General features: G+C 67.8%; 21 protein-coding genes. 6 read left to right on the forward strand and 15 right to left on the reverse strand.

What is annotated here, in order from left to right; all coding sequences use genetic code 11:
- Positions 1-12: 12 nt before the first annotated feature.
- Positions 13-1,863, reverse strand: a complete 1,851-nt coding sequence (gene lepA / locus ACFVV0_RS14220; RefSeq protein ID WP_387064218.1) for a translation elongation factor 4 — start codon at positions 1,861-1,863, stop codon at positions 13-15.
- 80 nt (positions 1,864-1,943) lie between these two features.
- The gene (locus ACFVV0_RS14225) at positions 1,944-3,170 is read right to left on the reverse strand and encodes an amidohydrolase (protein WP_387064220.1); all 1,227 of its coding nucleotides are present in this window, start codon (positions 3,168-3,170) and stop codon (positions 1,944-1,946) included.
- Positions 3,171-3,383: 213 nt separating this feature from the next.
- Between ACFVV0_RS14225 and rpsT the strand changes: the two genes are divergently transcribed.
- Positions 3,384-3,644, forward strand: coding sequence for a 30S ribosomal protein S20 (gene rpsT, locus ACFVV0_RS14230; protein ID WP_387064223.1), 261 nt, complete (start codon positions 3,384-3,386; stop codon positions 3,642-3,644).
- Positions 3,645-3,763: 119 nt separating this feature from the next.
- On the opposite strand, the gene holA is transcribed toward rpsT, so the two are convergent.
- The 5 genes from holA to pabB form a co-directional block, all read right to left on the reverse strand.
- Positions 3,764-4,660 carry a DNA polymerase III subunit delta gene (holA, locus tag ACFVV0_RS14235; RefSeq protein ID WP_387065184.1) on the reverse strand — a complete coding sequence of 299 codons (897 nt, stop codon included), beginning with the start codon at positions 4,658-4,660 and terminating at the stop codon, positions 3,764-3,766.
- Positions 4,567-7,302, reverse strand: coding sequence for a ComEC/Rec2 family competence protein (locus tag ACFVV0_RS14240; RefSeq protein ID WP_387064226.1), 2,736 nt, complete (start codon positions 7,300-7,302; stop codon positions 4,567-4,569). The genes holA and ACFVV0_RS14240 overlap by 94 nt, the downstream gene beginning before the upstream one ends.
- The gene (locus ACFVV0_RS14245; RefSeq protein ID WP_387064229.1) at positions 7,299-8,024 is read right to left on the reverse strand and encodes a ComEA family DNA-binding protein; all 726 of its coding nucleotides are present in this window, start codon (positions 8,022-8,024) and stop codon (positions 7,299-7,301) included. The genes ACFVV0_RS14240 and ACFVV0_RS14245 overlap by 4 nt, the downstream gene beginning before the upstream one ends.
- 112 nt (positions 8,025-8,136) lie before the next feature.
- Positions 8,137-10,725, reverse strand: coding sequence for a leucine--tRNA ligase (gene leuS, locus ACFVV0_RS14250; RefSeq protein WP_387064232.1), 2,589 nt, complete (start codon positions 10,723-10,725; stop codon positions 8,137-8,139).
- A 99-nt stretch (positions 10,726-10,824) separates the two neighbouring features.
- Complete coding sequence (gene pabB / locus ACFVV0_RS14255) at positions 10,825-12,246, reverse strand: aminodeoxychorismate synthase component I (RefSeq protein WP_387064235.1); 1,422 nt, start codon at positions 12,244-12,246, stop codon at positions 10,825-10,827.
- Between the two features lie 18 nt (positions 12,247-12,264).
- Between pabB and ACFVV0_RS14260 the strand changes: the two genes are divergently transcribed.
- The gene (locus ACFVV0_RS14260) at positions 12,265-13,047 is read left to right on the forward strand and encodes an aminotransferase class IV (RefSeq protein WP_387064237.1); all 783 of its coding nucleotides are present in this window, start codon (positions 12,265-12,267) and stop codon (positions 13,045-13,047) included.
- Here the strand turns inward: ACFVV0_RS14260 and cydC are convergent.
- The 4 genes from cydC to ACFVV0_RS14280 are packed head-to-tail and all read right to left on the reverse strand — an operon-like array spanning position 13,044 to position 18,815.
- Positions 13,044-14,735 (reverse strand): thiol reductant ABC exporter subunit CydC, encoded by a 1,692-nt coding sequence (cydC, locus tag ACFVV0_RS14265; protein ID WP_387064240.1) that lies wholly within the window; start codon positions 14,733-14,735, stop codon positions 13,044-13,046. The genes ACFVV0_RS14260 and cydC overlap by 4 nt on opposite strands.
- On the reverse strand, positions 14,725-16,371 hold the full coding sequence (gene cydD / locus ACFVV0_RS14270; protein ID WP_387064243.1) for a thiol reductant ABC exporter subunit CydD: 1,647 nt from the start codon (positions 16,369-16,371) through the stop codon (positions 14,725-14,727). The genes cydC and cydD overlap by 11 nt, the downstream gene beginning before the upstream one ends.
- A gap of 2 nt (positions 16,372-16,373) precedes the next feature.
- Entirely contained in the window at positions 16,374-17,393 is a 1,020-nt protein-coding gene (gene cydB / locus ACFVV0_RS14275) for a cytochrome d ubiquinol oxidase subunit II (protein WP_387064246.1), read from the reverse strand.
- Positions 17,394-17,402: 9 nt separating this feature from the next.
- A complete protein-coding gene (locus ACFVV0_RS14280) occupies positions 17,403-18,815 on the reverse strand; it encodes a cytochrome ubiquinol oxidase subunit I (protein ID WP_387064249.1) in 1,413 nt (470 codons plus the stop codon).
- 93 nt (positions 18,816-18,908) lie between these two features.
- Here ACFVV0_RS14280 and ACFVV0_RS14285 point away from each other — a divergent pair, with 93 nt between their 5' ends.
- From ACFVV0_RS14285 to ACFVV0_RS14300, 4 genes are all read left to right on the forward strand, one after another.
- Positions 18,909-19,277: a BlaI/MecI/CopY family transcriptional regulator gene (locus tag ACFVV0_RS14285; protein ID WP_387064252.1), complete on the forward strand. Its 369-nt coding sequence runs from the start codon at positions 18,909-18,911 to the stop codon at positions 19,275-19,277.
- A complete protein-coding gene (locus tag ACFVV0_RS14290; RefSeq protein ID WP_387064254.1) occupies positions 19,278-20,228 on the forward strand; it encodes a M56 family metallopeptidase in 951 nt (316 codons plus the stop codon).
- 65 nt (positions 20,229-20,293) lie between these two features.
- Entirely contained in the window at positions 20,294-20,878 is a 585-nt protein-coding gene (locus tag ACFVV0_RS14295; RefSeq protein WP_387064257.1) for a TetR family transcriptional regulator, read from the forward strand.
- Positions 20,875-21,552 carry a DedA family protein gene (locus ACFVV0_RS14300; protein ID WP_387064259.1) on the forward strand — a complete coding sequence of 226 codons (678 nt, stop codon included), beginning with the start codon at positions 20,875-20,877 and terminating at the stop codon, positions 21,550-21,552. The genes ACFVV0_RS14295 and ACFVV0_RS14300 overlap by 4 nt, the downstream gene beginning before the upstream one ends.
- Before the next feature lie 7 nt (positions 21,553-21,559).
- On the opposite strand, the gene ACFVV0_RS14305 is transcribed toward ACFVV0_RS14300, so the two are convergent.
- The 4 genes from ACFVV0_RS14305 to ACFVV0_RS14320 are packed head-to-tail and all read right to left on the reverse strand — an operon-like array spanning position 21,560 to position 24,834.
- A complete protein-coding gene (locus ACFVV0_RS14305; RefSeq protein WP_387064262.1) occupies positions 21,560-22,480 on the reverse strand; it encodes an ABC transporter substrate-binding protein in 921 nt (306 codons plus the stop codon).
- A 49-nt stretch (positions 22,481-22,529) separates the two neighbouring features.
- Positions 22,530-23,270: an ABC transporter permease gene (locus tag ACFVV0_RS14310; RefSeq protein ID WP_387064265.1), complete on the reverse strand. Its 741-nt coding sequence runs from the start codon at positions 23,268-23,270 to the stop codon at positions 22,530-22,532.
- Positions 23,267-23,956 carry an ABC transporter permease gene (locus ACFVV0_RS14315; protein ID WP_387064268.1) on the reverse strand — a complete coding sequence of 230 codons (690 nt, stop codon included), beginning with the start codon at positions 23,954-23,956 and terminating at the stop codon, positions 23,267-23,269. Before ACFVV0_RS14315 ends, ACFVV0_RS14310 begins: the two co-directional genes overlap by 4 nt.
- Positions 23,953-24,834 carry an ABC transporter ATP-binding protein gene (locus ACFVV0_RS14320; protein WP_387064271.1) on the reverse strand — a complete coding sequence of 294 codons (882 nt, stop codon included), beginning with the start codon at positions 24,832-24,834 and terminating at the stop codon, positions 23,953-23,955. The genes ACFVV0_RS14315 and ACFVV0_RS14320 overlap by 4 nt, the downstream gene beginning before the upstream one ends.
- Between the last annotated feature and the right edge of the window lie 61 nt (positions 24,835-24,895).

Genomic DNA, 24,895 nt, shown 5'->3' on the forward strand with positions numbered 1-24,895 from the left:
CCGGAGCTGCGGCTACTTCTTGTCCTTCTTCTCCGTGTCGCCGGAGAGCGCGGCGATGAACGCCTCCTGAGGGACCTCGACGCGGCCGACCATCTTCATGCGCTTCTTGCCCTCCTTCTGCTTCTCGAGGAGCTTGCGCTTGCGGGTGATGTCACCGCCGTAGCACTTGGCCAGCACATCCTTGCGCATGGCACGGATGCTCTCGCGGGCGATGATGCGCGCGCCGATCGCAGCCTGGATGGGAACCTCGAACTGCTGTCGCGGGATCAGCTCCCGCAGTCGGCCGGTCATGAGCACGCCGTATGCGTACGCCTTGTCGCGGTGCACGATCGCACTGAACGCGTCGACCTGTTCGCCCTGGAGGAGGATGTCGACCTTGACGAGATCGGCCTCCTGCTCACCCGTCGGCTCGTAGTCGAGCGAGGCGTAGCCTGCAGTGCGGCTCTTCAGCTGGTCGAAGAAGTCGAAGACGATCTCGCCGAGCGGCATCGTGTAGCGGATCTCCACACGGTCTTCGCCGAGGTAGTCCATGCCCAGCAGAGAGCCACGACGGCTCTGGCAGAGTTCCATGATGACGCCGACGTAGTCCTTGGGCGCGAGGATCGCGGCCTTCACCATCGGCTCCTCGACCTTGGCGATCTTGCCGCCGGGGAACTCGCTCGGATTCGTGACGGTGATGACCTTCTTGTCTTCGGTCGTCACCTCGTAGACCACCGACGGCGCGGTGGTGATGAGGTCGAGTCCGAACTCACGCTCCAAGCGCTCGGTGACGATCTCGAGGTGCAGCAGCCCCAGGAAGCCGCAACGGAATCCGAACCCGAGGGCGACGGACGTCTCCGGTTCGTAGACGAGCGCGGCATCCGAAAGCTTCAGCTTGTCGAGGGCTTCGCGGAGTTCGGGGTAGTCGCTGCCGTCGATCGGGTAGAGGCCTGAGAAGACCATCGGCTTGGGCTCGGTGTAGCCGGGAAGGGCCTCGGTCGCGGGCTTCGCCGCCGTCGTGATCGTGTCACCCACCTTCGACTGGCGCACGTCCTTCACACCCGTGATCAGGTAGCCCACCTCGCCGACGCCGAGACCGTTGGACGGTGTCGGCTCGGGAGAGCTCACACCGATCTCCAGGATCTCGTGCGTGGCCTTGGTCGACATCATCTGGATGCGCTCGCGCGGTGAGAGCTTTCCGTCGATCATCCTCACGTATGTGATGACCCCGCGGTAGCTGTCGTAGACCGAGTCGAAGATCATCGCGCGGGCGGGAGCATCCTTCTTGCCCACCGGCGCCGGGATCAGCTCGACGACCCGGTCGAGCAGCTCCTCGACGCCGATGCCCGTCTTGCCCGAGACGCGAAGCACGTCCTCCGGCTTTCCACCGATCAGCGAGGCGAGCTCGGCGGCGTACTTGTCTGGGTCGGCCGCAGGCAGGTCGATCTTGTTCAGCACGGGGATGATCGTCAGGTCGTTCTCGAGAGCGAGGTACAGGTTCGCGAGCGTCTGGGCCTCGATGCCCTGGGCCGCGTCGACGAGCAGGATCGCGCCCTCACAGGCTGCGAGCGAGCGCGAGACCTCGTAGGTGAAGTCGACGTGACCGGGGGTGTCGATCATGTTGAGCGCGAACGTGCTGCCGTCGAGCTGCCACGGCATCCGCACGGCCTGACTCTTGATGGTGATGCCGCGCTCGCGCTCGATGTCCATGCGGTCGAGGTACTGGGCACGCATGTCCCGATCGGAGACGACGCCGGTGATCTGCAGCATCCGGTCGGCCAGGGTGGACTTGCCGTGGTCGATGTGGGCGATGATGCAGAAATTGCGGATGGACGCCGGATCGGTCGCGGCGGGCTCGAGGGCCTTCAGAGCTCGTGGTGACATTGTGGTTCGATTCTCCCACGAGCCGGGGCCGCAACCCTATTCGGGCGCCGCGACCGGTCCGGGCGTTCGCTGCAGGTCTCTCAGCCTGCGGTCGCGAACCGCTCCGAGCGCTCGACGACGTGACCGTGGTCGCCCTCCCAGCGGTACACCTCAGCACCGTCGATGAAGACGTGCTCGGCCCGCGAGTTGACGTCGAGCGGATCGCCCGACCAGATCACCACGTCGCCGTCGAGGCCCGGCGTGAGCGAACCGACTCGCTCATCCAGCTTCAGGAAGGAGGCAGGATTCACGGTCAGCGCCTCGAGAGCGGTCTCGCGCGGCAGACCCTCCTTCACGGCGAGGGAGGCCTGGTGGACGAGGAAGTTGATCGGCACGACGGGGTGATCCGTGGTGATCGCGACGCGCACACCGGCTGCGGCGAGCTTGGCGAGATTGGCGATGGCGCGATCCTTCAGCTCGACCTTCGAGCGCGAGGTGAACAGCGGCCCGAAGATGACGGGGATGTCGCGCTCGGCGAGAACGTCCGCGACCTTGTGGCCTTCGGTGCCGTGGTTGATCACGAGCCGGTAGCCGAACTCGTCAGCGAGACGGATGGCCGTGGCGATGTCGTCGTGACGGTGCGTGTGCTGATCCCACGCGAGCTCGCCGTCGAGCACACGCACGAGGGTCTCCTTGCCGAGGTCGCGGGCGAAGGGCTTGCCCTCCTTCTTCGCATCGTCGCGCTGGTCGCGGTAGTTCTGGGCCTCGACGAACGCTTCGCGGATGATCATCGCGACGCCGAGCCGGGTGCTCGGGGTGACGTTCTTCGCGCCGTAGACACGCTTCGGGTTCTCGCCGAGCGCCGACTTGACGCTGACGGCCTCGCGGATGACCTGCTCATCGATGGTGCGCCCGCCCCATGACTTGATCGCGACGGTCTGACCACCGATCGGGTTCCCCGATCCCGGCTTCACGACGATCGAGGTGACGCCGCCCGAGAGTGCGTCACGGAAGCCCTCGTCGTCGATGTTGATCGCGTCGATCGCACGCACGGCGGCGGTGTTCGGAGTCGTCATCTCGTTCGTGTCGTCGCCGGCCGGGCCGTTGGCCTCCTCGTGGATACCGACGTGACCGTGGGATTCGATGAAGCCGGGGAGCACCCACTTGCCCGTGGCGTCGATGGTCTGCACCGCATCCGGAACCGTGACGTCGCGCCCGACGGCAGTGATCTTGCCGTTCTCGACGAGGACTGTTCCCCCCTCGATCGGGTCTCCCGCGACCGGGACGACATAGGCATTGACGATGGCGATGGATGCGTTAGAGGTCATGGATTCGAGCCTACGCCCGGATGTGAAGCCGGTTCTGCGGACGGTCCCTCGCGCGCACCGCGCGGTCGCGGGTCGTCGCGTTTGGTGCTGGGCGCGGGCGCTGGTAAAGTTGTTTGTTGGCTTGCGTGTGGGTTCGTCCGCACGACTGCCGCAAGGCGCCCTCTCTCGCTGAGCGGCTCATCCGTAACTCACTTCAAACGAAAGTAACCACACGTGGCAAACATCAAGTCGCAGATCAAGCGCATCGGCACCAACAAGAAGGCGCAGGAGCGCAACAAGGCCGTCAAGAGCGAGGTCAAGACCGCCGTTCGCGCGACCCGCGAGGCTGTCGTCGCCGGCGACAAGGACAAGGCCGTCTCCTCGTTGAAGGTCGCGAACCGCAAGCTCGACAAGGCTGCCAGCAAGGGCGTCATCCACAAGAACCAGGCGGCGAACCGCAAGTCGGCCATCGCCAAGCAGGTCGCGAGCCTCTAGACAGACCACCTGCGGCATCGTCCGCACAGCGAAGAGCCCCCGTCATGACGACGGGGGCTCTTCGCATTCTCGGGGCGCGGCAGTGTGTTCTCGAGGTCTGACCGGCCCAGGATGCACGTTCAGCCGCGACCGCGGGCGCTGACGATGCCGATCATCCGTTCGAGAGCGAACACCGGGTCGCGGCCACCGCCCTTCACATTGGCGTCCGTCTCGGCGAGCACCTCGATGCAACGGCCGAGACCGTCTTCGGTCCAGCCCTGGAGATCGCGCCGCGCCCTGTCCACCTGCCACGGTGCGAGGCCGAATTGCTGGGCGAGCTGTCCTGACCCGCCGCGTGCGCCGGACAGTTTCGCCATCGTGCGGATCTTGCTGGCGAACGCCGCCACCATGGGCACCGGGTCGGCGCCCGATGCCAGGGCGTGCCTCATGGTGACAAGAGCCTCGCCATGCCGACCCGCGATCGCAGCATCGGCGACCTGGAACGCATTGGTCTCCATCCGTCCGCCGTAGTATTTGTCGACCGTCGCTTCTGTGATCTCGGCCGCGGTGTCGGAGATGAGCTGCTGGCAGGCGGCCGCCAGTTCGGCGAGGTCGTCGGCGAAGGCCGAAGTGATCGCCCGCAGCGCGGCCGGCGCGATCTTCTTGCCCGCCGCCCTGAACTCGGCTTGCGCGAAGTCGTACTTGTCCGAGTCCCGCTTGAGTTCGGTGCAGACGACCTCGATGCCGCCGCCCGTGCCCCCGCGGATGGCGTCGAGCAGCTTCTTGCCGCGCACACCCCCACCATGCCGCAGGACGACGACGGTACCGTCGGCCGGTGAAGCGAGATAGTCGAGCATGTCGCTCAGGAAGACGTCGTTGGTCTTCTCGACGCTGCCCACGCGGATGAGCCTCGGTTCGCCGAAGAGCGACGGGCTCGCCAGCGTCAGCAATTCGCCCGGGGCGTAGTCGTCGGCGGCGAGGTCGCTGATCTCGAGACTCGGATCCTCCGCCTTGAGGCCGTCGCGCAGCGTACGGATCGCACGGTCGGCGAGAAAGCCTTCCGGACCCGAGACCAGGACCACCGGGGCGGACCGGATCTGGTTCCACGCGAGCTGCGGGATCGCGACGGGCGCCGCCTTTCCCTTGCTCCCGCTCGTCTTGCTGCTGGGTCGTGCCGCCACGTTCCTCCTCGGTCTTCTCCAGCATACGGTGGACCGCCGTCACCACCCGGGTGCTTCGAGGCCGTTGACTCTCCCGCAGCCCTGCGCTCGCTCCACACCCGCACGCCTCCCTGGGCTGTGCCCGGCGAAACCAGGATCATCCCTTGCGTGTCGGTGCGCTCGGCCACGGTCCCGTTGCGGCTCAGCAGCTGAAGGGCTCGCTGCGTGGGGTGTCCGTAGCCATTGTCGACGCCGGCCGACACCAGCCCCACTGTGGCACGGAGCCGTTCGTACAGCGCTTCGCTCTGGTCGGCCGACCCGTGATGAGCGACCTTGACGACATCCACGGGCGCGACCTGCCCCGTCGCAAGCAGCTCGTTCTGCGCATTCTCCCCGAGGTCGCCGAGGTAGATCGACCGCAGCCCCCGCCCTTCCATCGCGACCGTGACACTGCCGTCATTCTCGCCGATGGCGGGCTCACCGGGTTCCGGAGCCGGCGGCCACAGAATTCGCCACTCGAGTTCGCCGAGACGACCCGTTCGTCCCGCGAATCCTTGTATGATCTCGACCCCGGCGCGACGGAGCTCGGCGATGACCCGCTCGTCCGCCTCTCTGCCCGTCTGCCCGACGACGACAGCGCGGGTGGAACCGACGACGGCGGCCAGGCCGCCGACGTGGTCGGCGTCGAAGTGGGTGAGGATGAGCAACTCCAGCCGTTCGACACCCAGCCGCTCGAGACAGTCCTTCGCCGGACCCGGTTCACGCCCGACGTCGATCATCGCGACTCGATCCCCATCGCGAACGAGCACGCCGTCGCCCTGTCCGACATCGCAGGCGGCGATCTGCCAGTCGGGCGGTATCGAGAGCACCCGGCCCAGTGCGCCCCCGCCCAGACTGCCTGAGTAGACCCCGACCCCGGCGATCAGTGCCCCACCGGCGATCGTGGCCAGGACACCCCGTGGTGGCCCCGAGGGCGAGAGCACGAGTACCGCGATCGCAGCGACAGCGCAGGCGCACAGGGCCACGCCCACCGGCCCGTCGAGCCACGGCAGGCTGCTGCCCGGGAGCGAGCTAGCCGTATGAGCGACCTGCGCGATCCACGCGGCAGGAATCCACGCCACCCACACCACGGCCTGGCCCAGCACGGGCGCCACAGGCAGCAGCACGCAGGCCACCAGGCCGAGAACAGTCGCGAGAGGTGCGGCCGGTTCAGCGAGGAGATTGGCTCCGACTCCGTACAGGGGCAGGGTCGGTGCGAGCATGAGGAGAACGGGTTGGCACATCACTTGTGCCGCCAGCGGAATGGACACCACAGTGGCGAGGGCACGTGGCATCCACCGGGTGAGCACGCGCGCGAGCGGTCTGGCCAGCACCAGCAGGCCCGCCGTCGCAAGCACGGACAGGGCGAACCCGTAGTTGCGCGCCAGCCAGGGATCGTGCAGGAGCAGAACGATCACCGCGAGCGCGAGCACCGGCAACCCCTGGGCCGGGCGGCCTCGTGCGACCGCGATGAGGACCACGACCGCCATGGTGGCGGCACGGATGACACTCGCCCCGGGCGTCACCAGCACCACGAACGCGACCAGCGCCACCAGCGCGGCGGCCACGCGACCGCGCCGCCCGAGCCCCACGAGTGAACCGCCGAAGAAGACGAGCCCGGTGACGAGCGCGCAGTTCGCTCCGGACACGGCCGTGAGGTGGCTCAGCGAGCTCGCTTTCATGTCCTCGTCGAGCTGCTCCCCCACCGCCGTCACATCGCCGATCGAGAGACCCGGAAGGAGCGCTCCACCGTCGCCCGGAGTGAGCGCGGCGCCGGCGGCGAGCCGTTCCCGAATTCGCGCGGTCCAGCCGAGCCAGAGGGGAGGATTCGCCGAGACGCGAGGGGCTCCGCGGGCGACGGCGATGAAGCCGGTCGCCTCGCCTGGTTCGGTTGGTCGCAGGGTGGCCTCCACGACGGTGACCGAGCCGAAGACGATCCGCCGCACGTCGCTCGCGGACGTCGTCGCAATCACCGACACCGGCATGTCCACCGCGAATCGATCGTCTGCGACGGTCGCAGAGAGCGCCGTACCGCGCCACATCCACCGGGCCTGGCCGTCGAATCCCGCTCTGATCGACTGGGGTGCACTGTCTGTGCGCACCACCACCGTGATCGCCGATCCCGCACGGGCCGCTTCACTCACCGCGGCTGGGGTACGCCGTGGCGCATCCGTCGCGACCGAGCCGAGCGCCCCGGCGGCACCGATGATCGACAGTGCCGCCGACATCCACCCGATGCGCAGCGCACGCCGAGCTCGGTCGAGACGCGCCCAGTGCGCACCGCCGCGACCGGCTCGACGGTCTCGCCCGTCGGTCGAGCCGCGTCGGCGACCGGCCGCGATCGCGGCCACCGCGCACAGCGCGGCGATCACCCAGGCCACGGGTGCCATGCGGGAGACCACGTCCGGAAACGCCACCGCGACCCCGCACACCAGCCAGATCGCTACGGCCGGCACGACCAGCCTGAGATCGAATGTCATACCGTGATCCGGTCTTTGAGCCCGTCGAAGAGCTTCTGCCCGATACCGGTCACCTTCAACAGGTCCGCGACCGCCGCGAACCGTCCGTTCGCACTGCGGTAGTCGAGGATGCGACCGGCGAGCGCGGGCCCGATGCGAGGCAGGGTCTCGAGCGCGGCCTGATCTGCCGTATTGAGATTCACGAGGCCTCCGGATACGCCGGTCGCCCCCGCGGATCCGCCGCCACCCGCGTTCCCGGCCGGCGGTGGCAGGACCTCCCCGACGCGCGGCACGACGAGCTGCTCGCCATCCGCCACGAGGCGGGCAAGATTCACGCCGGACAGCTCGGCATCGTCGGTCAGGCCACCGGCTGCCGCCACCGCATCCACCACGCGTGCTCCGGTCGTCAGAGCTACCAGCCCGGGCCGATTCACCGCGCCGAGGACGTGGACCAGAACGGGCACGCTCGCCGACGCGGTCGATGAGAGATCGGCCGCCGGTGCCTCCGACCCCGCCGGAGCGGGTTCGCGAACAACCTCTGCGCCGCTCCCTCCCTGAGCGACCGCGTTGACGACCACCGCACCGACGAGCGCAACGATGAGGATGACCACCCCGGCTCCGACACCGATGCGGACGCGCGCCGAACGCGCGCCGGCGACCGAGTCGAGAGCGTCGGTCTCGAACGCGCCGTCGCTCTCTTGATTCGGCTGGGTCTCCGGACCTGGCCCCGCTCGATGTCGCATCCCTCCACGCTAGAAAGCGCGGCTCCGCCACGGGGACTGAGCGATCGATCCGTGGAGAGGACGGCGGCGGCCCTCCTTGTGGAGGACAGCCGCCGCTCGTGCGCGCTGAGCTCTAGGAGCGCGGCTTCGTCGCGATGTTCACCAGCCGTGGGGCACGGACGATGACGTTCACCACTTCGCGCTCGCCGACCGATCGCTTCACAGCATCGGATGCACGTGCCAGCGCCTCCAGCTCGTCCGCCGAGATCTTGGGCGAGACGTCGAGCCGGTCGCGCACCTTGCCGTCGACCTGGACGACCGCGGTCACGGACTCCTCGATCAGCAGCGTGGGATCGGGCTTGCGCCACTGCGCGAGTGCCACCGACGGCTTGTAACCGAGCGTCGACCACATGTCCTCAGCCGTGTACGGCGCGAACAGGTTCAGCGCCATCGCAGTGACCTCGGCAGCCTCGCGAACGGCGGGATCCGCGGGTCCAGCGCCGGTGTCGATGCTCTTGCGGGTCGCATTGACCAACTCCATGAGACGCGCGACGACGACGTTGAACTTGAAGCCCTCGATCAGACCGGGCGCATCGGCCAGGAAACGATGGGTCACGCGGCGCAGCGCCGGGTCCCCGTTCTTCCAGACCGCCTCGGGCGAGCTGCTCACGTCGTGAGCCACGCGCCACGCACGCGCCAGGAACTTCGCGCTGCCCGACGGGGACACATCCGCCCAGTCGATGTCGTCTTCCGGCGGACCGGCGAACGCCATCGTCAGGCGCACGGCGTCCACTCCATGCTCGTCCAGCTGGTCGGACAGCTTCACCAGATTGCCGCGCGATTTGCTCATCGCGGAGCCGTCCATCAGCACCAGACCCTGGTTCAGCAGCGCTGTGAACGGCTCGGTGAAGCTCAGGTATCCGAGATCGAACAGCACCTTGGTGATGAACCGCGAGTACAGGAGGTGCAGGATGGCGTGGGTGACGCCGCCGATGTACTGGTCGACGGGCGCCCACTTCTCCGCTTCAGCCGGGTCGAAGGCCTTGGTCGCATCGCGCGGCGACAGGAAACGCAGGAAGTACCACGAGCTGTCGACGAAGGTGTCCATCGTGTCGGTGTCGCGCTTGGCCGGTCCGCCGCACGACGGGCAGGTGACGTTGACCCACTCGGACGCGGCACCCAGCGGGCTCGTCCCCTTGGGCTGCAGGTCGAGGCCTTCGGCCGGAGGCAGCAGCACCGGCAGGTCTGCCTCGGGAACCGGCACTTCTCCGCACTTCTCGCAGTGGATGATCGGGATCGGCGTGCCCCAGTACCGCTGACGCGAGATCAGCCAGTCGCGCAGCCGGAAATTCTTCGCGGGTGTCCCGAGCGAGCCGGCCTGCAGCGCCTCGGTGATGCGGCGGATGGCGTTCGACTTGCTCAGGCCGTCGAACGGTCCCGAGTTGATCAAGCGGCCCTCGCCGTTCAGCGCGGTCCCCGTCTCGGCCGGGTTCTGCGGAGGCAGGTCGTCGGGCAGGATGGGCTCGCCGGTCTCCGGGTCGGTGTGGATGACCGGGATGGCGCCGGTCACCGGCTGATTGGTGTCGACGACCACCCGCACGGGCAGGTCGAAGGCGCGCGCGAAGTCGAGGTCGCGCTGGTCGTGTGCCGGCACCGCCATGATCGCGCCGTGGCCGTAGTCGCTCAGCACGTAGTCCGCGGCCCAGATCGGCAGCGTCTCGCCGGTCAGCGGGTTGATCGCGTGTCGCTCCAGGAAGACGCCGGTCTTCTCGCGCTCGGAGCTCAGCCGGTCCATCTCGGTGGTGCCGCGCACCTGCTCCAGGTACTCGTCGAAGCGCGCCTTCACCTCGGGCCGTGCATCCTGGACCAGCTCGGCGGCCAGGTCGGAGTCGGGTGCCACCACCATGAAGGTCACGCCGTACAGCGTGTCGGGTCGGGTGGTGTAGACCGTGACGGGCTCGTCGCGACCCTCGATCGTGAACTTCACGTCGGCGCCGGTGGAGCGACCGATCCAGTTGCGCTGCATGCTGATGACCTTGGACGGCCAGGCACCCTCGAGCTGGTTCAGGTCGTCGAGCAGACGGTCACCGTAATCGGTGATGCGGAAGTACCACTGGGTCAGCTTCTTCTTCGTGACCAGGTGGTCGCACCGCTCGCACCGGCCGTTCACGACCTGCTCGTTGGCGAGCACGGTCTGGTCGAACGGACACCAGTTGACCGAGCTCGCCTTGCGGTACGCCAGACCCTTCTCGTACAGCTTCAGGAACAGCCACTGGTTCCAGCGGTAGTACTCCGGATCGCTGGTCTGCAGCACGCGATCCCAGTCGAAGCTGGGCGCATAGCGGCGCATGCTCGCCTTCTGCTGCGCGATGTTGTCGTTGGTCCAGCCGTTCGGGTCGAGCCCGCGCTTGATGGCGGCGTTCTCGGCAGGCAGGCCGAAGGAGTCCCAGCCGATGGGGTGCAGCACGTTGAAGCCCTGCTGGCGCCAGTAGCGCGCGATCACGTCGCCGAGCGCGTAGGCCTCCGCATGACCCATGTGCAGGTCGCCCGAGGGGTACGGGAACATGTCGAGCACGTACTTGCGCGGCCGCTTGTCGGCGGGGTCGTCGGTGGCGAAGGGCTTGAGCTCGTCCCAGATCGGCATCCACTTGTTCTGGATGGCGGCGAAGTCGTACTGCGCGCCCTCGACCGGCCCGGTCGCTGAATCGTGCTCGTGTGCCACGTGACTCTCATTCGTTGTGATTCGTCCGGCGGATCCTCACCGGACGGAAAGAGGGGGGACCTGTGCTCGTTACGAACACATTTCGTTCTCCCAACAGTACTAAACGTTCGGACCGGCGGATCCGTTCCCGCCCGCTGTCAGGCCGGCTGCGGTGAGCAGCGCCCGCGCCTTGATCGCTACCTCTTCGAGTTCCTCGTCGGGCACCGACAGTGCGGTGATCCCGCCTCCCGCACCGATGTCCACCCGGCCGGGACGGATGGCGATGCTCCGGATGACCATCGCGAGGTCGGCCGCACCGTCGAGCCCGAAGTAGCCGAAGCATCCGGAGTACACGCCTCGAGGGCCGCGCTCGAGGCGGTTCAGGATGCGCATGGCACTCAGTTTCGGTGCTCCCGTCATCGAGCCGGCAGGAAAACAGGCGGCGACCGCATCCGTGGCGGTGAGCCCCTGCAGCAGCCGCCCCTCGACCGTGCTGACGAGCTGATGCACCTGCGGATAGCTCTCGACGGCGAGCAGGTGGTGGACCTCGACCGAGCCGACCTCGCAGACGCGTCCGAGGTCGTTGCGCATGAGGTCGACGATCATCACGTTCTCTGCGCGCTCCTTCTCGCTCGCCTCGAGTTCCGCGCGAAGCTCGAGATCGCGTGCGAGGGTCGCACCGCGCGGGCGGGTTCCCTTGATCGGCTTGGTGCGCACGCGCCCATCGGCCGTGACCGCGAGGAACTGCTCCGGCGACGAGCTCACCAGGGCCGTGCCGGCTATGCGGACCAGTCCGCCGTGGTGGGCCGGGCTCGCCGCACGGAGGCGCAGGTGCACCGAGAGCGCGTCGAGGTCGAGGTGCGCCGTCGCCATGTTCGTGAGGCAGAGCTGGTAGGCGTCGCCGCGGCGGATCGCGTCCTGGCAGTCGGCGATGAGCGCCAGGTACTCCTCGTCGCTGTGGCGCCAGCTCGCGCGCTGAGGTTCGTCTCCGAGCGCGTGCTGATCGGCAAGGGCGGCGGCGGCACCGGATGCGCCGATCACGGCGGCACGCATCGTGGCGACCCAGCCCGCCACGTCCCCGGCATCGAGTGCGATCAGTTCGATCGTGTGCAGGTCGTGATCGATCACGACCGCCCGGTCGACGAAGAGCATGGCTGCGTCCGGGGCCTCGGTCGCCGCGACGGGTACTCCGTTCGCTGCGGCACCCGTCTCGTAGCCGAGCCAGCCGATCCAGCCGAGCGCGAACTCCGGCCCGCCGGGTTCAGCCGGGACACGGCCTCGTGCCGCCAGGTCGTCGCGGAGGAAGTCGAGCATCGTGCCGTCGAACACCCCGGCGCCCGCGGCCGACTGCAGGACGACGCTCCCGTCGGCGAGCGACGAGGTCGCGAGCAGATCGCCGGAGGCGAGGTAGCTGCGGCCTGTGGTCGCGCCGGCCCCCGCATCCAGCCATACCGCGTTCGGCGATCCGCCGAAGAGGGCGACGAAGAGGTCGGCGGAGTCGACCCAGCCATCGACCGGGAACCTACGGAGAGGGGGAACCACCTGCATTAGCCTAGGCGAATGGACGCGAGCAGCACCCTCTTCGATTGGCGCGGAGGCCGACTGGTCGCTCTCGACGACTGCGAGGTGGCGGAGACGGCTCTCGAAGCCGCCGACTCGTTCCTCGTGGCCGAGGGTGCGGTGCTCGCCGTCGGGCTGCACGGTGCCCGTTTCGCCGAGACGGCTGTCGAACGCGGTTTCCGCGACCGCGCCGACCTGGAATCGTTCTGGACGGCGGCGCTGGACGAGTTGCCTCGAACGGGACAGTGGTTTCCTCGCTTCGAACTGGTGACGGTCCGGGATGCGCACCGGCTGCGGCTGCGCCTGAGAACGGCTCCCCCGCTCACGCAGACCGTCGTACTCTCCACCGCGGCGGGCGACCCGCGCACGGCGCCGCTGCTCAAGGGCCCCGACCTCGACGCGATGAGCCGGCTTCGGCAGGAAGCGCAGCGCGTCGGAGCGCAGGAGGCGGTCATCCTCGACGACGGGAAGGTGTCCGACGGCTCCTCGACGGCGTTGCTGTGGTGGCGCGATGGAACACTGTTCACGCCGCCACTGAGCCTTCCGCGTGTCGACAGCGTTGCCGCCCGTACCGTGCGCGGTGTCGCCGCTGCGCTCGGGGTTCCGATCGATGAGGAGGCGGTGTCTCCGGCGCAGCTCGAAGGGTGCGTGGTCTGGGCCGTGAACGCCTTGCACGGCATCCGGTCCGTCCCGGCCTGGGTGAACGGCCCGCGGCTCGCGCAGGACGCGTCGAAGACGGCTGCGTGGCGAGCGCGGCTCGGCGCGCTCACGCGCCCGCTCTAGCCGACCAGCCGGCCCTCCTCCAGCCGCATCCTGCGGGTGACGAGCTCGTCGGGAACGGGCGTGTGCGAGATCAGCAGCACCGTGCGTCCGTCTTCGGCCGCTGTCGTCAGAATGTCGCGAACGACCTGGTCCCCGATCCCAGCGTCGACGTTTGCGCTGGGTTCGTCGACGATGAGCACGGCAAAGTCGGCCAGGATCGCGCGCGCAAGCGCGATCCGCTGCGCCTGTCCACCCGAGACGAGAGCGCCGCGTTCGCCGACCCGCGCATCCAAGCCGCCCCGCTCCTGGACCCACTCGGCGAGCCCGACCCGGCGGAGCACGTCCAGGAGCTCGTCGTCGGTCGCCGTGTCACGTGCGAAGAGCAGGTTCTGGCGCACGTCGGAGTCGAACAGATAGGGCTGCTGCTCGCTCAGTCCGATCACCGTGCGCACATCGTCCTGGCGGGCGGCTCGTGCCTCGACGCCGTCGATGGCGAAGCGCCCTTCGTAGTCGAGAAAGCGCGTGAGCACGTGAGCCAGAGCCGTCTTGCCTGCCCCCGTCGGCCCGGAGAGCACCACACGCTCTCCGGGTTCGAGCCTCAGACTCACTCCTGTGAGCACGTCGCCATCCTCACCCGGCCAGCGTGCACTCAGGTCGTGCAACTCGACGGTCGGAACGCGCCCGGCACTGAGACCGACCGGGTGAGCACGGTCGACCGGGATGCCGGCCGGAGGCTCATCAGGAGCTGCAGCCGCGAGGCGTTCCGCACTAGCACGGACCTGCCTCCGCGCGCCCAACGCGAGCGGCACCATCCCGAACACTTCGAAGACGGCCAACGGCAGCAGCGCGACGACCGCGAGCGTGGGAGCGTCGAGTCGGCTCCCCGCGAACGCAGGGACACCGACGGCCAGCGCCAACGCTGTCGCCGAACCGGCGAGCACGGACACGACGGCACCGGTGAGCCCGACACCGGCCGCGCGCGAACGCAACGCGGAGGTCAACCGGGCGCCCGCATCCGTCACCCGCTGCTGCGCGCTCGGCAGAGCGCCGAATGCGGTGAGCACGTCCAGATTGCTGACGAGATCGAGGATGCTGTCGTTCAGTGCGGCGCGCAGCGGTGCGATGCCCCTCTCGGCGCGGCCGGACAGCCAGCGGTTGACCGCCGTGCCGACCACGAAGGCCGCCAGCAGCGTGAGCAGCAGGACCACCCCCGCCTCCGGCAGCAGGAGGAAGACGCCGATGACGCTCACCAGCGCCACGACCCCGGAGGTCACCAATGGCTGCACGACTCGGAGCGACTGGTTCTGCAGTTCGTCGACGTCGTCGGCGAGATTCGTCAGCAGATCGCCTCGACGCGTGTCGCCCAGCCCGTCGGGAGCGACCGGCACCAGACGCGCGAACAGCTCCGAGCGGATCACGGCGAGCTGGCGGAAGGCCGCGTCGTGACCGGCGAGACGTTCCAAATAGCGGAAGAACGCCCGGCCGAGCGCGAAGGCGCGCACGCCCACGACGGCCATCGACACGTAGATCAGGGACGGCTGTTCCGACGCGCGCGTGATGAGCCAGGCGGAGACGGCGAGCAGGGCGACCGCGCTGCCTGCGCTGAGCGCTCCGAAGGCCACGCCGACCCACAGCCGCCGGGCGGGCGGGAGCGCGAGGCGAAGGATGCGGCGAGTCGAACGCGCGCGGGTCACTGCATCAACGGACATGCGCGAGCGCCCCCAGTGTCAGCACCGCGTCGGCGGCGGCGACGATGGCCTCGCGGTGACTGGCAACGACGACCGTCCTTCCGTCGTCCGCGAGCCGTCGCAGGGTGCGAAGCAGACGCGCCTCGGTCACATCGTCGAGCGCGGAGGTCGGCTCGTCCAGGATCAGCACTGGACAACCCTGGGCGCGCATCCGGTACAACGCGCGGGCGACGGCCACCCGCTGAGCCTGTCCGCCGGAGAGGCCGACCCCAGCCGCACCGAGGACGATATCGGGCGAGAGTTCGTCGGCGGCCGCGGCCCGGAGGGACTCACGGACCAGCTCGAGGTCGGGCACGGCTGAGCCGAGGGCGACGTTCGACGACACGGTGCCGGCGATCAGCCCGGGGCGCTGCCCCGCCCACGCGATCGCGTCGCGGCGGCCTGACGCATCCGTCGCGCCTGCGGCCTCGATCGCACCGTCGAAGGGCACGAACCCGAGAGCGGCCGCGATGAGCGTCGACTTCCCCGCTCCGCTCGGAGCGCTGACGACGGTGAGGGCGCCCGGAGCGGCGCGTCCGCTGAAGCCATCCACTGCGGTTCGATCGTCATAACGCACGCTGACGTCGTCGAAGACCAAACCGCCGGCGGCTCCCTGTGCTGCTCGGGTCGGGTGCGCAACGGTGCCGGGCGCGTCCTGGACGGCACGGTCCGCATCCAGGATCTCGAACGCGCTCTGCGACGCCTCGATCCCTTCGGTCGCGGCGTGGTAGCTGGCGCCGACGGCCCGAAGCGGCAGAAACGCCTCCGGGGCGAGTAGCAGCACGAACAGCCCGACCGACAGGTCGAGCTGTCCGTCGAGCAGGCGAAGCCCGATCGCGACGGCGACGAGCGCGACCGAGAGACTCGCCGCGAGTTCCAGCACGAACCCCGAGAGGAACGACATCCGCAGCACCTTCATGGTGTGCACGCGGTAGTCATCGCTGACGGCCCGGATGCGTGCCGACTGCCGATGCTGTCGTCCGAACAGTTTCAGCGTCGACAGCCCGTTCACCACATCCAGGAACCCCCGCGACAGGATCGAGAGCGCCGCCCACTGACGTTGCTGGGCGGCCTGCGTCGCCCAGCCCACCAGGACCATGAAGAGCGGGATGAGCGGGAGGGTGACGAGCACGATGATCCCGCTCGTCGCATCCTGCCAGAAGATCACGGCGAGCAGGATCGGCGTCGCCAGCGCGGTGAGGATGAGCTGCGGAAGGTACTTGGTGAAGTAGCCGTCGAGCGCGTCGAGCCCGCGACCGACGGTGAGTGTCACCTCGGCCGTGCTCCGGGTGCTGAGCCAGGAGGGACCAAGCCGCCCCAGGGCCGAGGTCAGTGCCGCGCGGAGCTGCCCGATCACCGTGGAGCCGCCCCGGGCGGCGTTCGTGTCGGACAGCCAGAGAACGGCACCGCGCAGCAGGATCACGAGCACCAGCCAGGCGAACAATCCGCTCAGCTCGGCGGGGCTGTCGCCTGCGATGGCCCGCACGATGAGCTGTGTGACCAGCCAGGCGAAGGCGACGACGCAGCACGTCTGCAGCACGGCGAGCAGGCCGCCGGCCGCGAGGATGCCGCGCGCCGCAGAAGCGTAGCGGAGAAGACGCGGATCGAAAGGACGCATGGTCAGGCGGCGACGGGCGCCGGCTCCTCCTCAGGGATGTGGTCCCGCGTCACCCGCTTGCGGAAGATCCAGTACGTCCACGCCTGGTAGAGCACGATCAGGGGCAGGAAGATCACGGCGACCCAGGTCATCACGGTGAGGGTCGTATCCGTGCTCGAAGCGTTCGCGATGGTGAGGCTGTTCGCCGGATTCGGCGACGAAGGCATCACATCCGGGAACAGCGCCGCGAACAGCGAGACGACGGCCAGCGCGATGGTGACGGCCATGAGCCCGAACGACCAGCCCTCGACACCCCGGATGTTCGCGATCCAGGAGGCCACGAGAGTCACCGCTGCCAGCGCGGCCAGGATGACGAAGACCACGGAGAAGTTCGCGATCGCGGTCCAGATCAGGAACGCCGCTGCCACGACGATCGCGGCGGCGCCGGACTTGATGGCGAGCTTGCGCGCACGCCGGCGGATATCGCCGTCGGTCTTCAGCGAGACGAACACGACGCCGTGCGTGAAGAAGAGGAGCAGCGTGGTCAGACCACCGAGCAGTGCGTAGCCGTTGAGCAGGTCGAAGAGCGTGCCCGTGTAGTTGTGGTCCGCATCCAGCGCAACGCCCTGAACCATGTTCGCGAACGCGACGCCCCAGAGCAGCGCGGGGACGGTGGAGCCGACGATGATCATCCCGTCGAACCACTTCTTCCAGCGCGAATCGGGCCGCTGGTGCCGGTACTCGAACGAGACACCGCGCACGATCAGGGCGAGCAGGATGAGCAGCAGCGCGAGGTAGAAGCCGCTGAACAGCGTGGCGTACCACTCGGGGAACGCGGCGAAGAGGGCGGCTCCGGCCACGATCAGCCAGGTCTCGTTGAGGTCCCACACCGGCCCGATCGTATTGATCATCACGCGGCGATCGACGTCGTCCTTGCCGAGGAACGGCAGCGCCATCCCGACGCCGAAATCGAAGCCGTCGAGCACGAAGTAGCCGACGAAGAAGAACGCGATGATGCCGAACCAGAGAATTGCCAGATCCATCAGAGCCTCCTAGTAGACCGTCGCCACGGGAACGTGCTTGCCCTCGTCGTCGAGGTGCTCCTCGACCGGGGCAGGACCCTTCTGCGCCGCGCGCCGGATGAGCGAGAACTCGACCACCGCGAGCGTTCCGTAGACCACGGTGAAAGCGATCAGGGAGATGAGCACGGTCAGACCGGTCACCCCGGGCGAGACGCCGTCTGTTGTCTTCATCAGGCTGAACACGATCCACGGCTGCCGGCCCATCTCAGTGAAGATCCATCCCATCGTCATGGCCAGCAACGACAGCGGGAACGCCCAGATCGCCGCCTTCCAGACCCATCGGTTCTTCGGCAGCCGACCCTTGCGGGTGAGCCAGAGCCCGGTGATGGCGACGAGCACGTGCAGCAGGCCGAGCCCGATCATCCAGCGGAACGCCCAGTAGGTCACCCAGATGACCGGGGTGTAGTCGCCGGGGCCGTAGAGCTGCTGGTATTGGGCCTGCAGGTCGTTGATGCCCTCGACCGTGCCGGTGAGTGTGTGCGTCGAGAGGAACGAGAGCAGGTACGGGATGCGGATCGAGAACAGTTCGTGCACACCGTCGGGGGTGCCGAGGGTGAAGATCGAGAACGACGCATCCGCACCGGTCGACGTCTTGTAGAGGGCCTCGGCGGCGGCCATCTTCATCGGCTGGGTCTCGACCATCGCCAGGCCGAGCTGGTCGCCGCTCAATACGGTGAGGGCCCCGGCGCCGACCATGGCCCACAGCCCGAACTTGAGGGCCGGACGCATCGTGTCGAGGTTCTGATTGCGCGAGAGGTGCCAGGCGGCGACCGAGATGATCAGACCGGCCGAGACCATGAAGCAGGCGAAGATCGTGTGCGGAAACGCCGCCAGCGCGACCTTGTTGCTGAGCACAGCCCAGATGTCCGTGAGCTCGGCCCGGCCGCGCGCCTCATTCAACTTGAATCCGACCGGGTTCTGCATGAAGGCGTTCGCGGCGATGATGAAGTAGGCCGACAGGATGCTGCCGATCGCGACGATCCAGATCGTGGCCAGGTGCAGACCCCGAGGCAGTTTGTCCCAGCCGAAGATCCACAGCCCGATGAACGTCGCCTCGAGGAAGAACGCGAGCAGACCCTCCAGTGCCAGCGGGGCGCCGAAGACATCGCCGACGAACCTCGAATAGTTGGACCAGTTCATCCCGAACTGGAACTCCTGCACGATGCCCGTGACCACGCCCATGGCGAAGTTGATGAGGAAGATCTTGCCGAAGAAGTGGGTCAGCTGCAGGTAGTGCACTTTGCCGGTGCGATACCAGGCCGTCTGGAAGATCGCGACCGACACTGCGATGCCGATGGTGAGCGGAACGAACAGGAAGTGGTAGATCGTCGTCAGGCCGAACTGCCATCTCGACAGCAGCAGCGGGTCCAGCCACTCGTTCACAGCGTCCTCCACCTCCGGGATTTCTACGCTTCGTAGAACTTCAACTTCTACAGAGTGTAGAACATTCTCGGGAAGTCGCGCTACCCTTGATCCGTGGCCAATCTCGGAGAACTTGAACGGGCGGTGATGAACGCTCTGTGGAGCGTCGGCACCCCTCTGTCGGCCAATGAACTGCGCGACAGACTCGCCGGACGACGTGCCGACGACAAGACACCCGCGATCACCACCGTGCTCACCGTCCTGTCGCGCCTGGAGCACAAGGGCTTCGTGGAACGGGACCGCGATGCGAGGCCGCACCTCTACACGGCCGCGCTGTCCCGCGAGAGCCATGTGGCCGACCTGATGCACGAGGTGCTCGAGAGCTCGTCAGACCGCAACGCCGCGCTGGCGCATTTCGTCGGCTCGGTCGACGAGTCCGAAGCGGAGACGCTGCGTCGTCTCCTCGCGGCCCGCGCCTCGTAGATGATCGGGACCCCCGTCAGCGGCCTCGCGGTCGCCTTGGGCGTACTCGCGATCGCCCTGGCCGGTCCCGTGCCGGTGCTTCTGGCGCGTGCGAAGTGGCCGGCAGCCGCTCCAGGACTTGCGCTGACCCTCTGGCAGTCGATCGCTCTCGCCGGTGGCATCTCGATGATCGGCTCCCTCCTCCTCTTCGGCCTGCAGCCGTTCGGCGACGACCTCTGGAGCAGGATCGGCGGAGCGTTCCGCACCATCCTCTCCGGGCCGCTCCCGCCGAGCGCCTCGCTGGCGACCACCTTCGCCCTGAGCGCCGCCGTGCTGCTCACCGTGCACCTCCTGCTCAATCTCGCGCTCACCTCGGCGCGCAGCCGCCGCCAGCGCCACCGCCACCGCGAACTGCTCAGCCTGCTCAGCTCCCCGCTTCCGGATGCACCCAGCACGCGGATCATCGACCACCCGGCTCCCGCGGCGTACTGCCTCCCGGGCGCCCGCAGTGTCACAGTGCTGTCCGAGGGCATGATCGAGCTCCTCAACGCCGACCAGCTGGAAGCGGTCATCGCGCACGAGCACGCCCACCTGAAACAGAAGCACCACCTGCTGCTCGATGCCTTCCGCTCCTGGAAGCGCGCACTCCCCTGGTTCCCCATCGCGACGCGTGCACAGGATGCGGTCGCCCTGCTCGTCGAGATGCTCGCCGACGATCACGCGCGGCACATCGTCGGAGACGCCGTACTCGCGGAGGCGATCGAACTCGTCGACGCGACGGGCACCTCCGGAGCCGCCCTCGGGGCGCCCAAGGACCAGCGCACTCCCGAGCAACGCCGCACCGCCATCACCGCTCGCGTGCAACGCCTCGTGACGCCCCAGCATCCTGTCGGGCCGGGACTGCGGCTGCTCGTCGCCGTCGTCGCGACCGCCCTGGTGGTCGTTCCGCCCGTGCTGATCCTCACCAGCTGAGCGCCTGCCACCGCGTCGCTCCGGTCGAAGCAGAAGCCCAGTCGGCGCACAGTAGTATTTCAACCATGCCGAAGAAGGGTTCGTACGCCAAGGGGATCGCGAAGCGCGAAGAGATCCTGACGACCGCCCTCGACGTCTTCGCGCAGAAGGGCTATCGCGGGGCTTCGCTCCGGGAGATCGCCGAGTCGGTGGGCCTGAGCCAGGCCGGGCTGCTGCACCATTTCGCATCCAAGGAGGAACTGTTCTCCGAGGTGCTGCGCAAGCGCGACGAGGTCGACGTCACGGGAGCCTCGTCCCGCGCGCCGGGATTCGACGCCCTCGTCGACGTGGTGCGGCACAACGCTCAGGTGCCCGGTCTCGTGCAGCTCTACGCCACGATCTCCGCCGATGCCGCCGACGAAGACCACCCCGGCCACGCCTACTTCGTCGAGCGGTATCGCCTGTTCATCGGTCAGCTCGCCCAGCACGTACGCGCCGAACAGGCGGCGGGACGACTCGACCCCGGCCTCGACCCACTGCAGATCGCGCGCCTCGCGATCGCCGTCGCCGATGGGATGCAGGTGCAGTGGATGCTCGACGACAGCGCCGACATGGCCGAGACTCTCGAGTACTTCTGGACGACGCTGCATCGTATCGGCGGCACCTCGTGAACGAGGCCCTCACCTGGATCCTCGACGTCGTGCAGAGCGTCGACCCGGTTGTGCGGACGGCCCTCGCGGGGGTCGGCATGCTGCTCGAGACCTCGATCCTCATCGGCCTCATCGTCCCGGGTGACACGATCGTGCTGGTGGCGAGCACCGCGGTCGCCAACCCCGTGGAGTTCATCGCACTCGTGGTCGCCGTCATCGTTGGCGCGCTGGCCGGTGAGAGCATCGGCTTCAGCCTGGGCCGCTTCTTCGGACCGAAGATCCGGGCCGGCCGACTCGGGCGGCGCATCGGGGTGGCCAACTGGGATCGGGCCGAGGCATACCTGGCGAAGCGGGGCGGCATCGCTGTCTTCCTCTCGCGATTCCTGCCCGTGCTGCACTCCCTCATCCCGCTCACGGTCGGGATGAGCCCGATGCGCTACCGCACGTTCATGGCCTGGACCACTCCCGCCTGTGTCATCTGGGCCTTCGCCTACGTGTCGGTCGGCTCGCTGGCCGCCGGTGGGTACCGCGAGCTGTCGAGCGAGTTGCACGGCGCCGGATACATCTTCGTCGGGGTCATCGCCGCGTTCATCGTCCTGGTGTTCGTCGTGAAGACGGTGCTCAACCGACGGGAGGCCAGGCACATGGAAGCGGCGGCCCGGTCTCCCGAGCCGCCGCCCACAGAAGAGGACTAGCCTCCGATCACTTGATGGGGTGCTTCGACAGCCACTCCTTGGCGATCACGTCGGGCTGGGTCTTGCTGTCGCCCTGGTTCTCCTCGTTCATCTCGATCAGGTCGTCGGTGGTGAGCGCCGCCGACACCTTGTTGAGCACATCCTTCACCGTGCCCGTGGCCTTCTTGGTGTTGATCAGCGGCACGACGTTCTGCGCAGCGATCAGGTTCTTCGGGTCCTTCAGGGTGACGAACTCCTTGATGGCGGGCGTCGTGGTGTAGATGTCGGCCAGCTGCACCTCACCGTTCTTCAGACCGGCGACGGTCAGCGGTCCGCCGCTGTCGCTGTACGGCTTGAGGGTCGCGGTCACGCCGTAGACGCTCTTGAGTCCGGGGATGCCGTACGGGCGCGTCTCGAACTCCGGATTCGCTCCGACCACGAGCGGGATGTCGACCTTCTTGAGGTCTTCCAGACTCGTGACGCCGTACTTGTCGGAGAACTCCTTGGTGACGTTGTAGGAGTCGGCGTCCTGAGCGTCGGACTGGTCGAGCACCTCGAAGCCGCTCGGCAGCGCGTCGTTGAGCGCTGCGAAGACGTCTTCCGGCGAGGTCGCCGTGGAGTTCTTGTCGTAGAACTGCAGCAGGTTGCCGCTGTACTCCGGGATCAGGTCGATGGAGCCGTCCTTCAGCGCCGCGAGGTAGACGTCGCGCTGCCCGATGCTCAACTGCTTCTGGACCTTGACCCCGTTCGCTTCGAGCGCCTGGGCGTAGATCTCGGCGAGAATCTGGTTCTCACCGAACGCGGCGGATCCGACGGTGATCGTGTCGGTCGACGACGACGAGGTGTTGCCACCCAGCGCTCCGCCGCCGGACGAGCACGCGCTGAGAGCCAGGAGGGCTCCCGCCGCGATCGCGCCGGCCGCGATGCGGCCTCTCTTGGATGCGAACATATTCTTTTCTCTCTTTCGATGGTGCAGTAGGTGTGGCTGCGATGGACAGTTAGGTTTCGGAGCGGCTGGGAACTGAGATTCCCATCGGACGCCGCGGTTCTTTGTCACGGACGTCGGCGACCCTGCCCGCGGTGACACCGCGGGGCACGACGAACCTCTGCGTGAGCGCGAACAGACCGTCTGTGACGAGGGCGAGAGCGACGACGAGGATCGATCCGCCGAGCATCTGGTCGTACTGCCGAACGGCCAGCCCATCGATGAGATAGCGACCGAGGCCGCCGACCGGCAGGATGGCGGCCACGGTCCAGGTCGCGATCACCTGCAGTGCGCCCGAGCGCAACCCGCCGATCAGCAGCGGCAGAGACAGCGGCAGCTCGACCTTGGCCATGATCTGGAACTCGGTCATCCCCATCGCGCGTGCGGCGTCGACCGTTCGGGGGTCGACCGACTCGACACCGGAGTACGCCCCGGCAAGGATGGGCGGAATGGCGAGGATCGTCAGGGCGATCAACGGCGGGACGATCGTCGAGCTCTGCAGGGCCAGGGCCAGGTAGACCACCAGACCGAGCGTCGGGATGGCTCGGAAGGCCCCCGAGAGCACGACCGCGAACCCGCGGAAACGCCCCGTGTGCCCGATCGCGAGTCCGATGGGGATGGCGATGACGGCCGCGATGAGCAACGTCAGGGCGGAGTAGGCGATGTGTTCGCCGAGCCGCGTCGGAATGCCGTCAGGGCCCGACCAGTTCGCCGGATCGAACAGCCAGCCGAAGGCTGCGAGGATGTCGGTCACGCGGACGTCACCGCCTTCAGGGCAGCGCGACGGGCCGCGCGCTTGCTCCGGTGATCCACTCTCGTCCAGGGCAGCAGAAGACGCCCGAGCAGTACGAGCGCCGTGTCGAAGACCGCCGCGATGATCATGATGGCCACGATGCCGATGACGACCTCGTCGTTGAAGGAACGGTTCAGGCCGTCAGTGAAGAGGTTTCCGAGGCTGGACACGCCCACGAGCGACCCGATGCTGACCAGGCTGACCGTGCTGACCGAGACCACACGCAGTCCAGCCAGCAGCACCGGGCCGGCGAGCGGCAGCTCGACCGTCCAGAAGCGTTTCCAGGTCGAGAACCCCACGGCGGTCGCCGACTGGAGCACATCACCGGAGACGGAAGCGAGCGCATCCGCCACACTGCGCACCATGAGCGCGACCGCATAGATGCTCAGTGCGACGATGACGTTGATCGGATTGAGGATCTTCGTTCCGATGAGAACCGGCATCGCCACGAACAACGGCAGTGACGGGATCGCGTACAGGATGCCGCTGATCGTCAGCAGGACGCCGCGGCTCGCGTGATACCGGTTGGCCACCCATCCGATCGGAAGCGAGACGATGAAGCCGATGATGATCGGAAAGACGCTCAGAGTCACGTGAGCGACCGTGAGGTCCCAGACCAGGCCGAAGTTCGACCACAGCCAGCTCACGACGCTTCCTCACCCTGCGCCGGAGCACCCGCGACCGGAACGGTCACGGCCTCTGCCTCAGCGGACGCGCCGGCGAGTACACCCGCGGGACGTCCTTCACTGTCGACCAGCACATCGCCGGCCGCGGTCTTCTCAATGTGCAGGGCGCGTTTGCCTCGATCGGCCCCGATGAACGAGGCAACGAAGTCGTCGGCCGGATTCGCGAGGATCTCGGTCGGGGTGCCCTTCTGCGCGACGATCCCGCCCTTGCGGAAGATGACGACCTGCTCCCCCAGCCGGAATGCCTCGTCGATGTCGTGGGTGACGAACACGACCGTCTTGTCGAGCGCACGCTGCAGGTGCAGCAGCTCGTTCTGGAGGTCGTCGCGCACGATCGGGTCGACCGCGCCGAACGGCTCGTCCATGAGCAGGATGTTCGGATCTGCGGCCAGCCCACGGGCGACTCCCACGCGCTGCTGCTGGCCGCCGGAGAGCTGACTCGGATACTTGTCGGCCATCGTTCGTTCGAGCCCGACCGTGTCCATCAGCTCGAGGGCACGCTCGCGCGCGACCTTCTTCTTCACCCCGCGCAGGAGAGGCACGGTGGCGATGTTGTCGACGACCTTGCGGTGCGGAAGCAGCCCGGAATTCTGCATGACGTAGCCGATGCTGCGGCGCAGATGCACCGGCTTGAGCTTCATCACGTCTTCACCGTCGATCTCGACGGCTCCGCTCGTCGGGTCAAGCATCCGGTTGATCATGCGCAGGATCGTCGTCTTGCCGCTGCCGGAGGAGCCCACGAGAACCGTGATCGTGCGCGACGGGATCACCAACGAGAAGTCTTCGACCGCGACCGTGCCGTCGGGGAACTCCTTCGTCACCGAGCGGAACTCGATCATGTCTGCGGCTCATTCCTCGAATCGTGCATCGGATCGACACAGGCCTGCTGTTCTTCCACCC

The organism is Leifsonia sp. NPDC058230 (assembly GCF_042882245.1).
GTDB lineage: Bacteria > Actinomycetota > Actinomycetes > Actinomycetales > Microbacteriaceae > Leifsonia.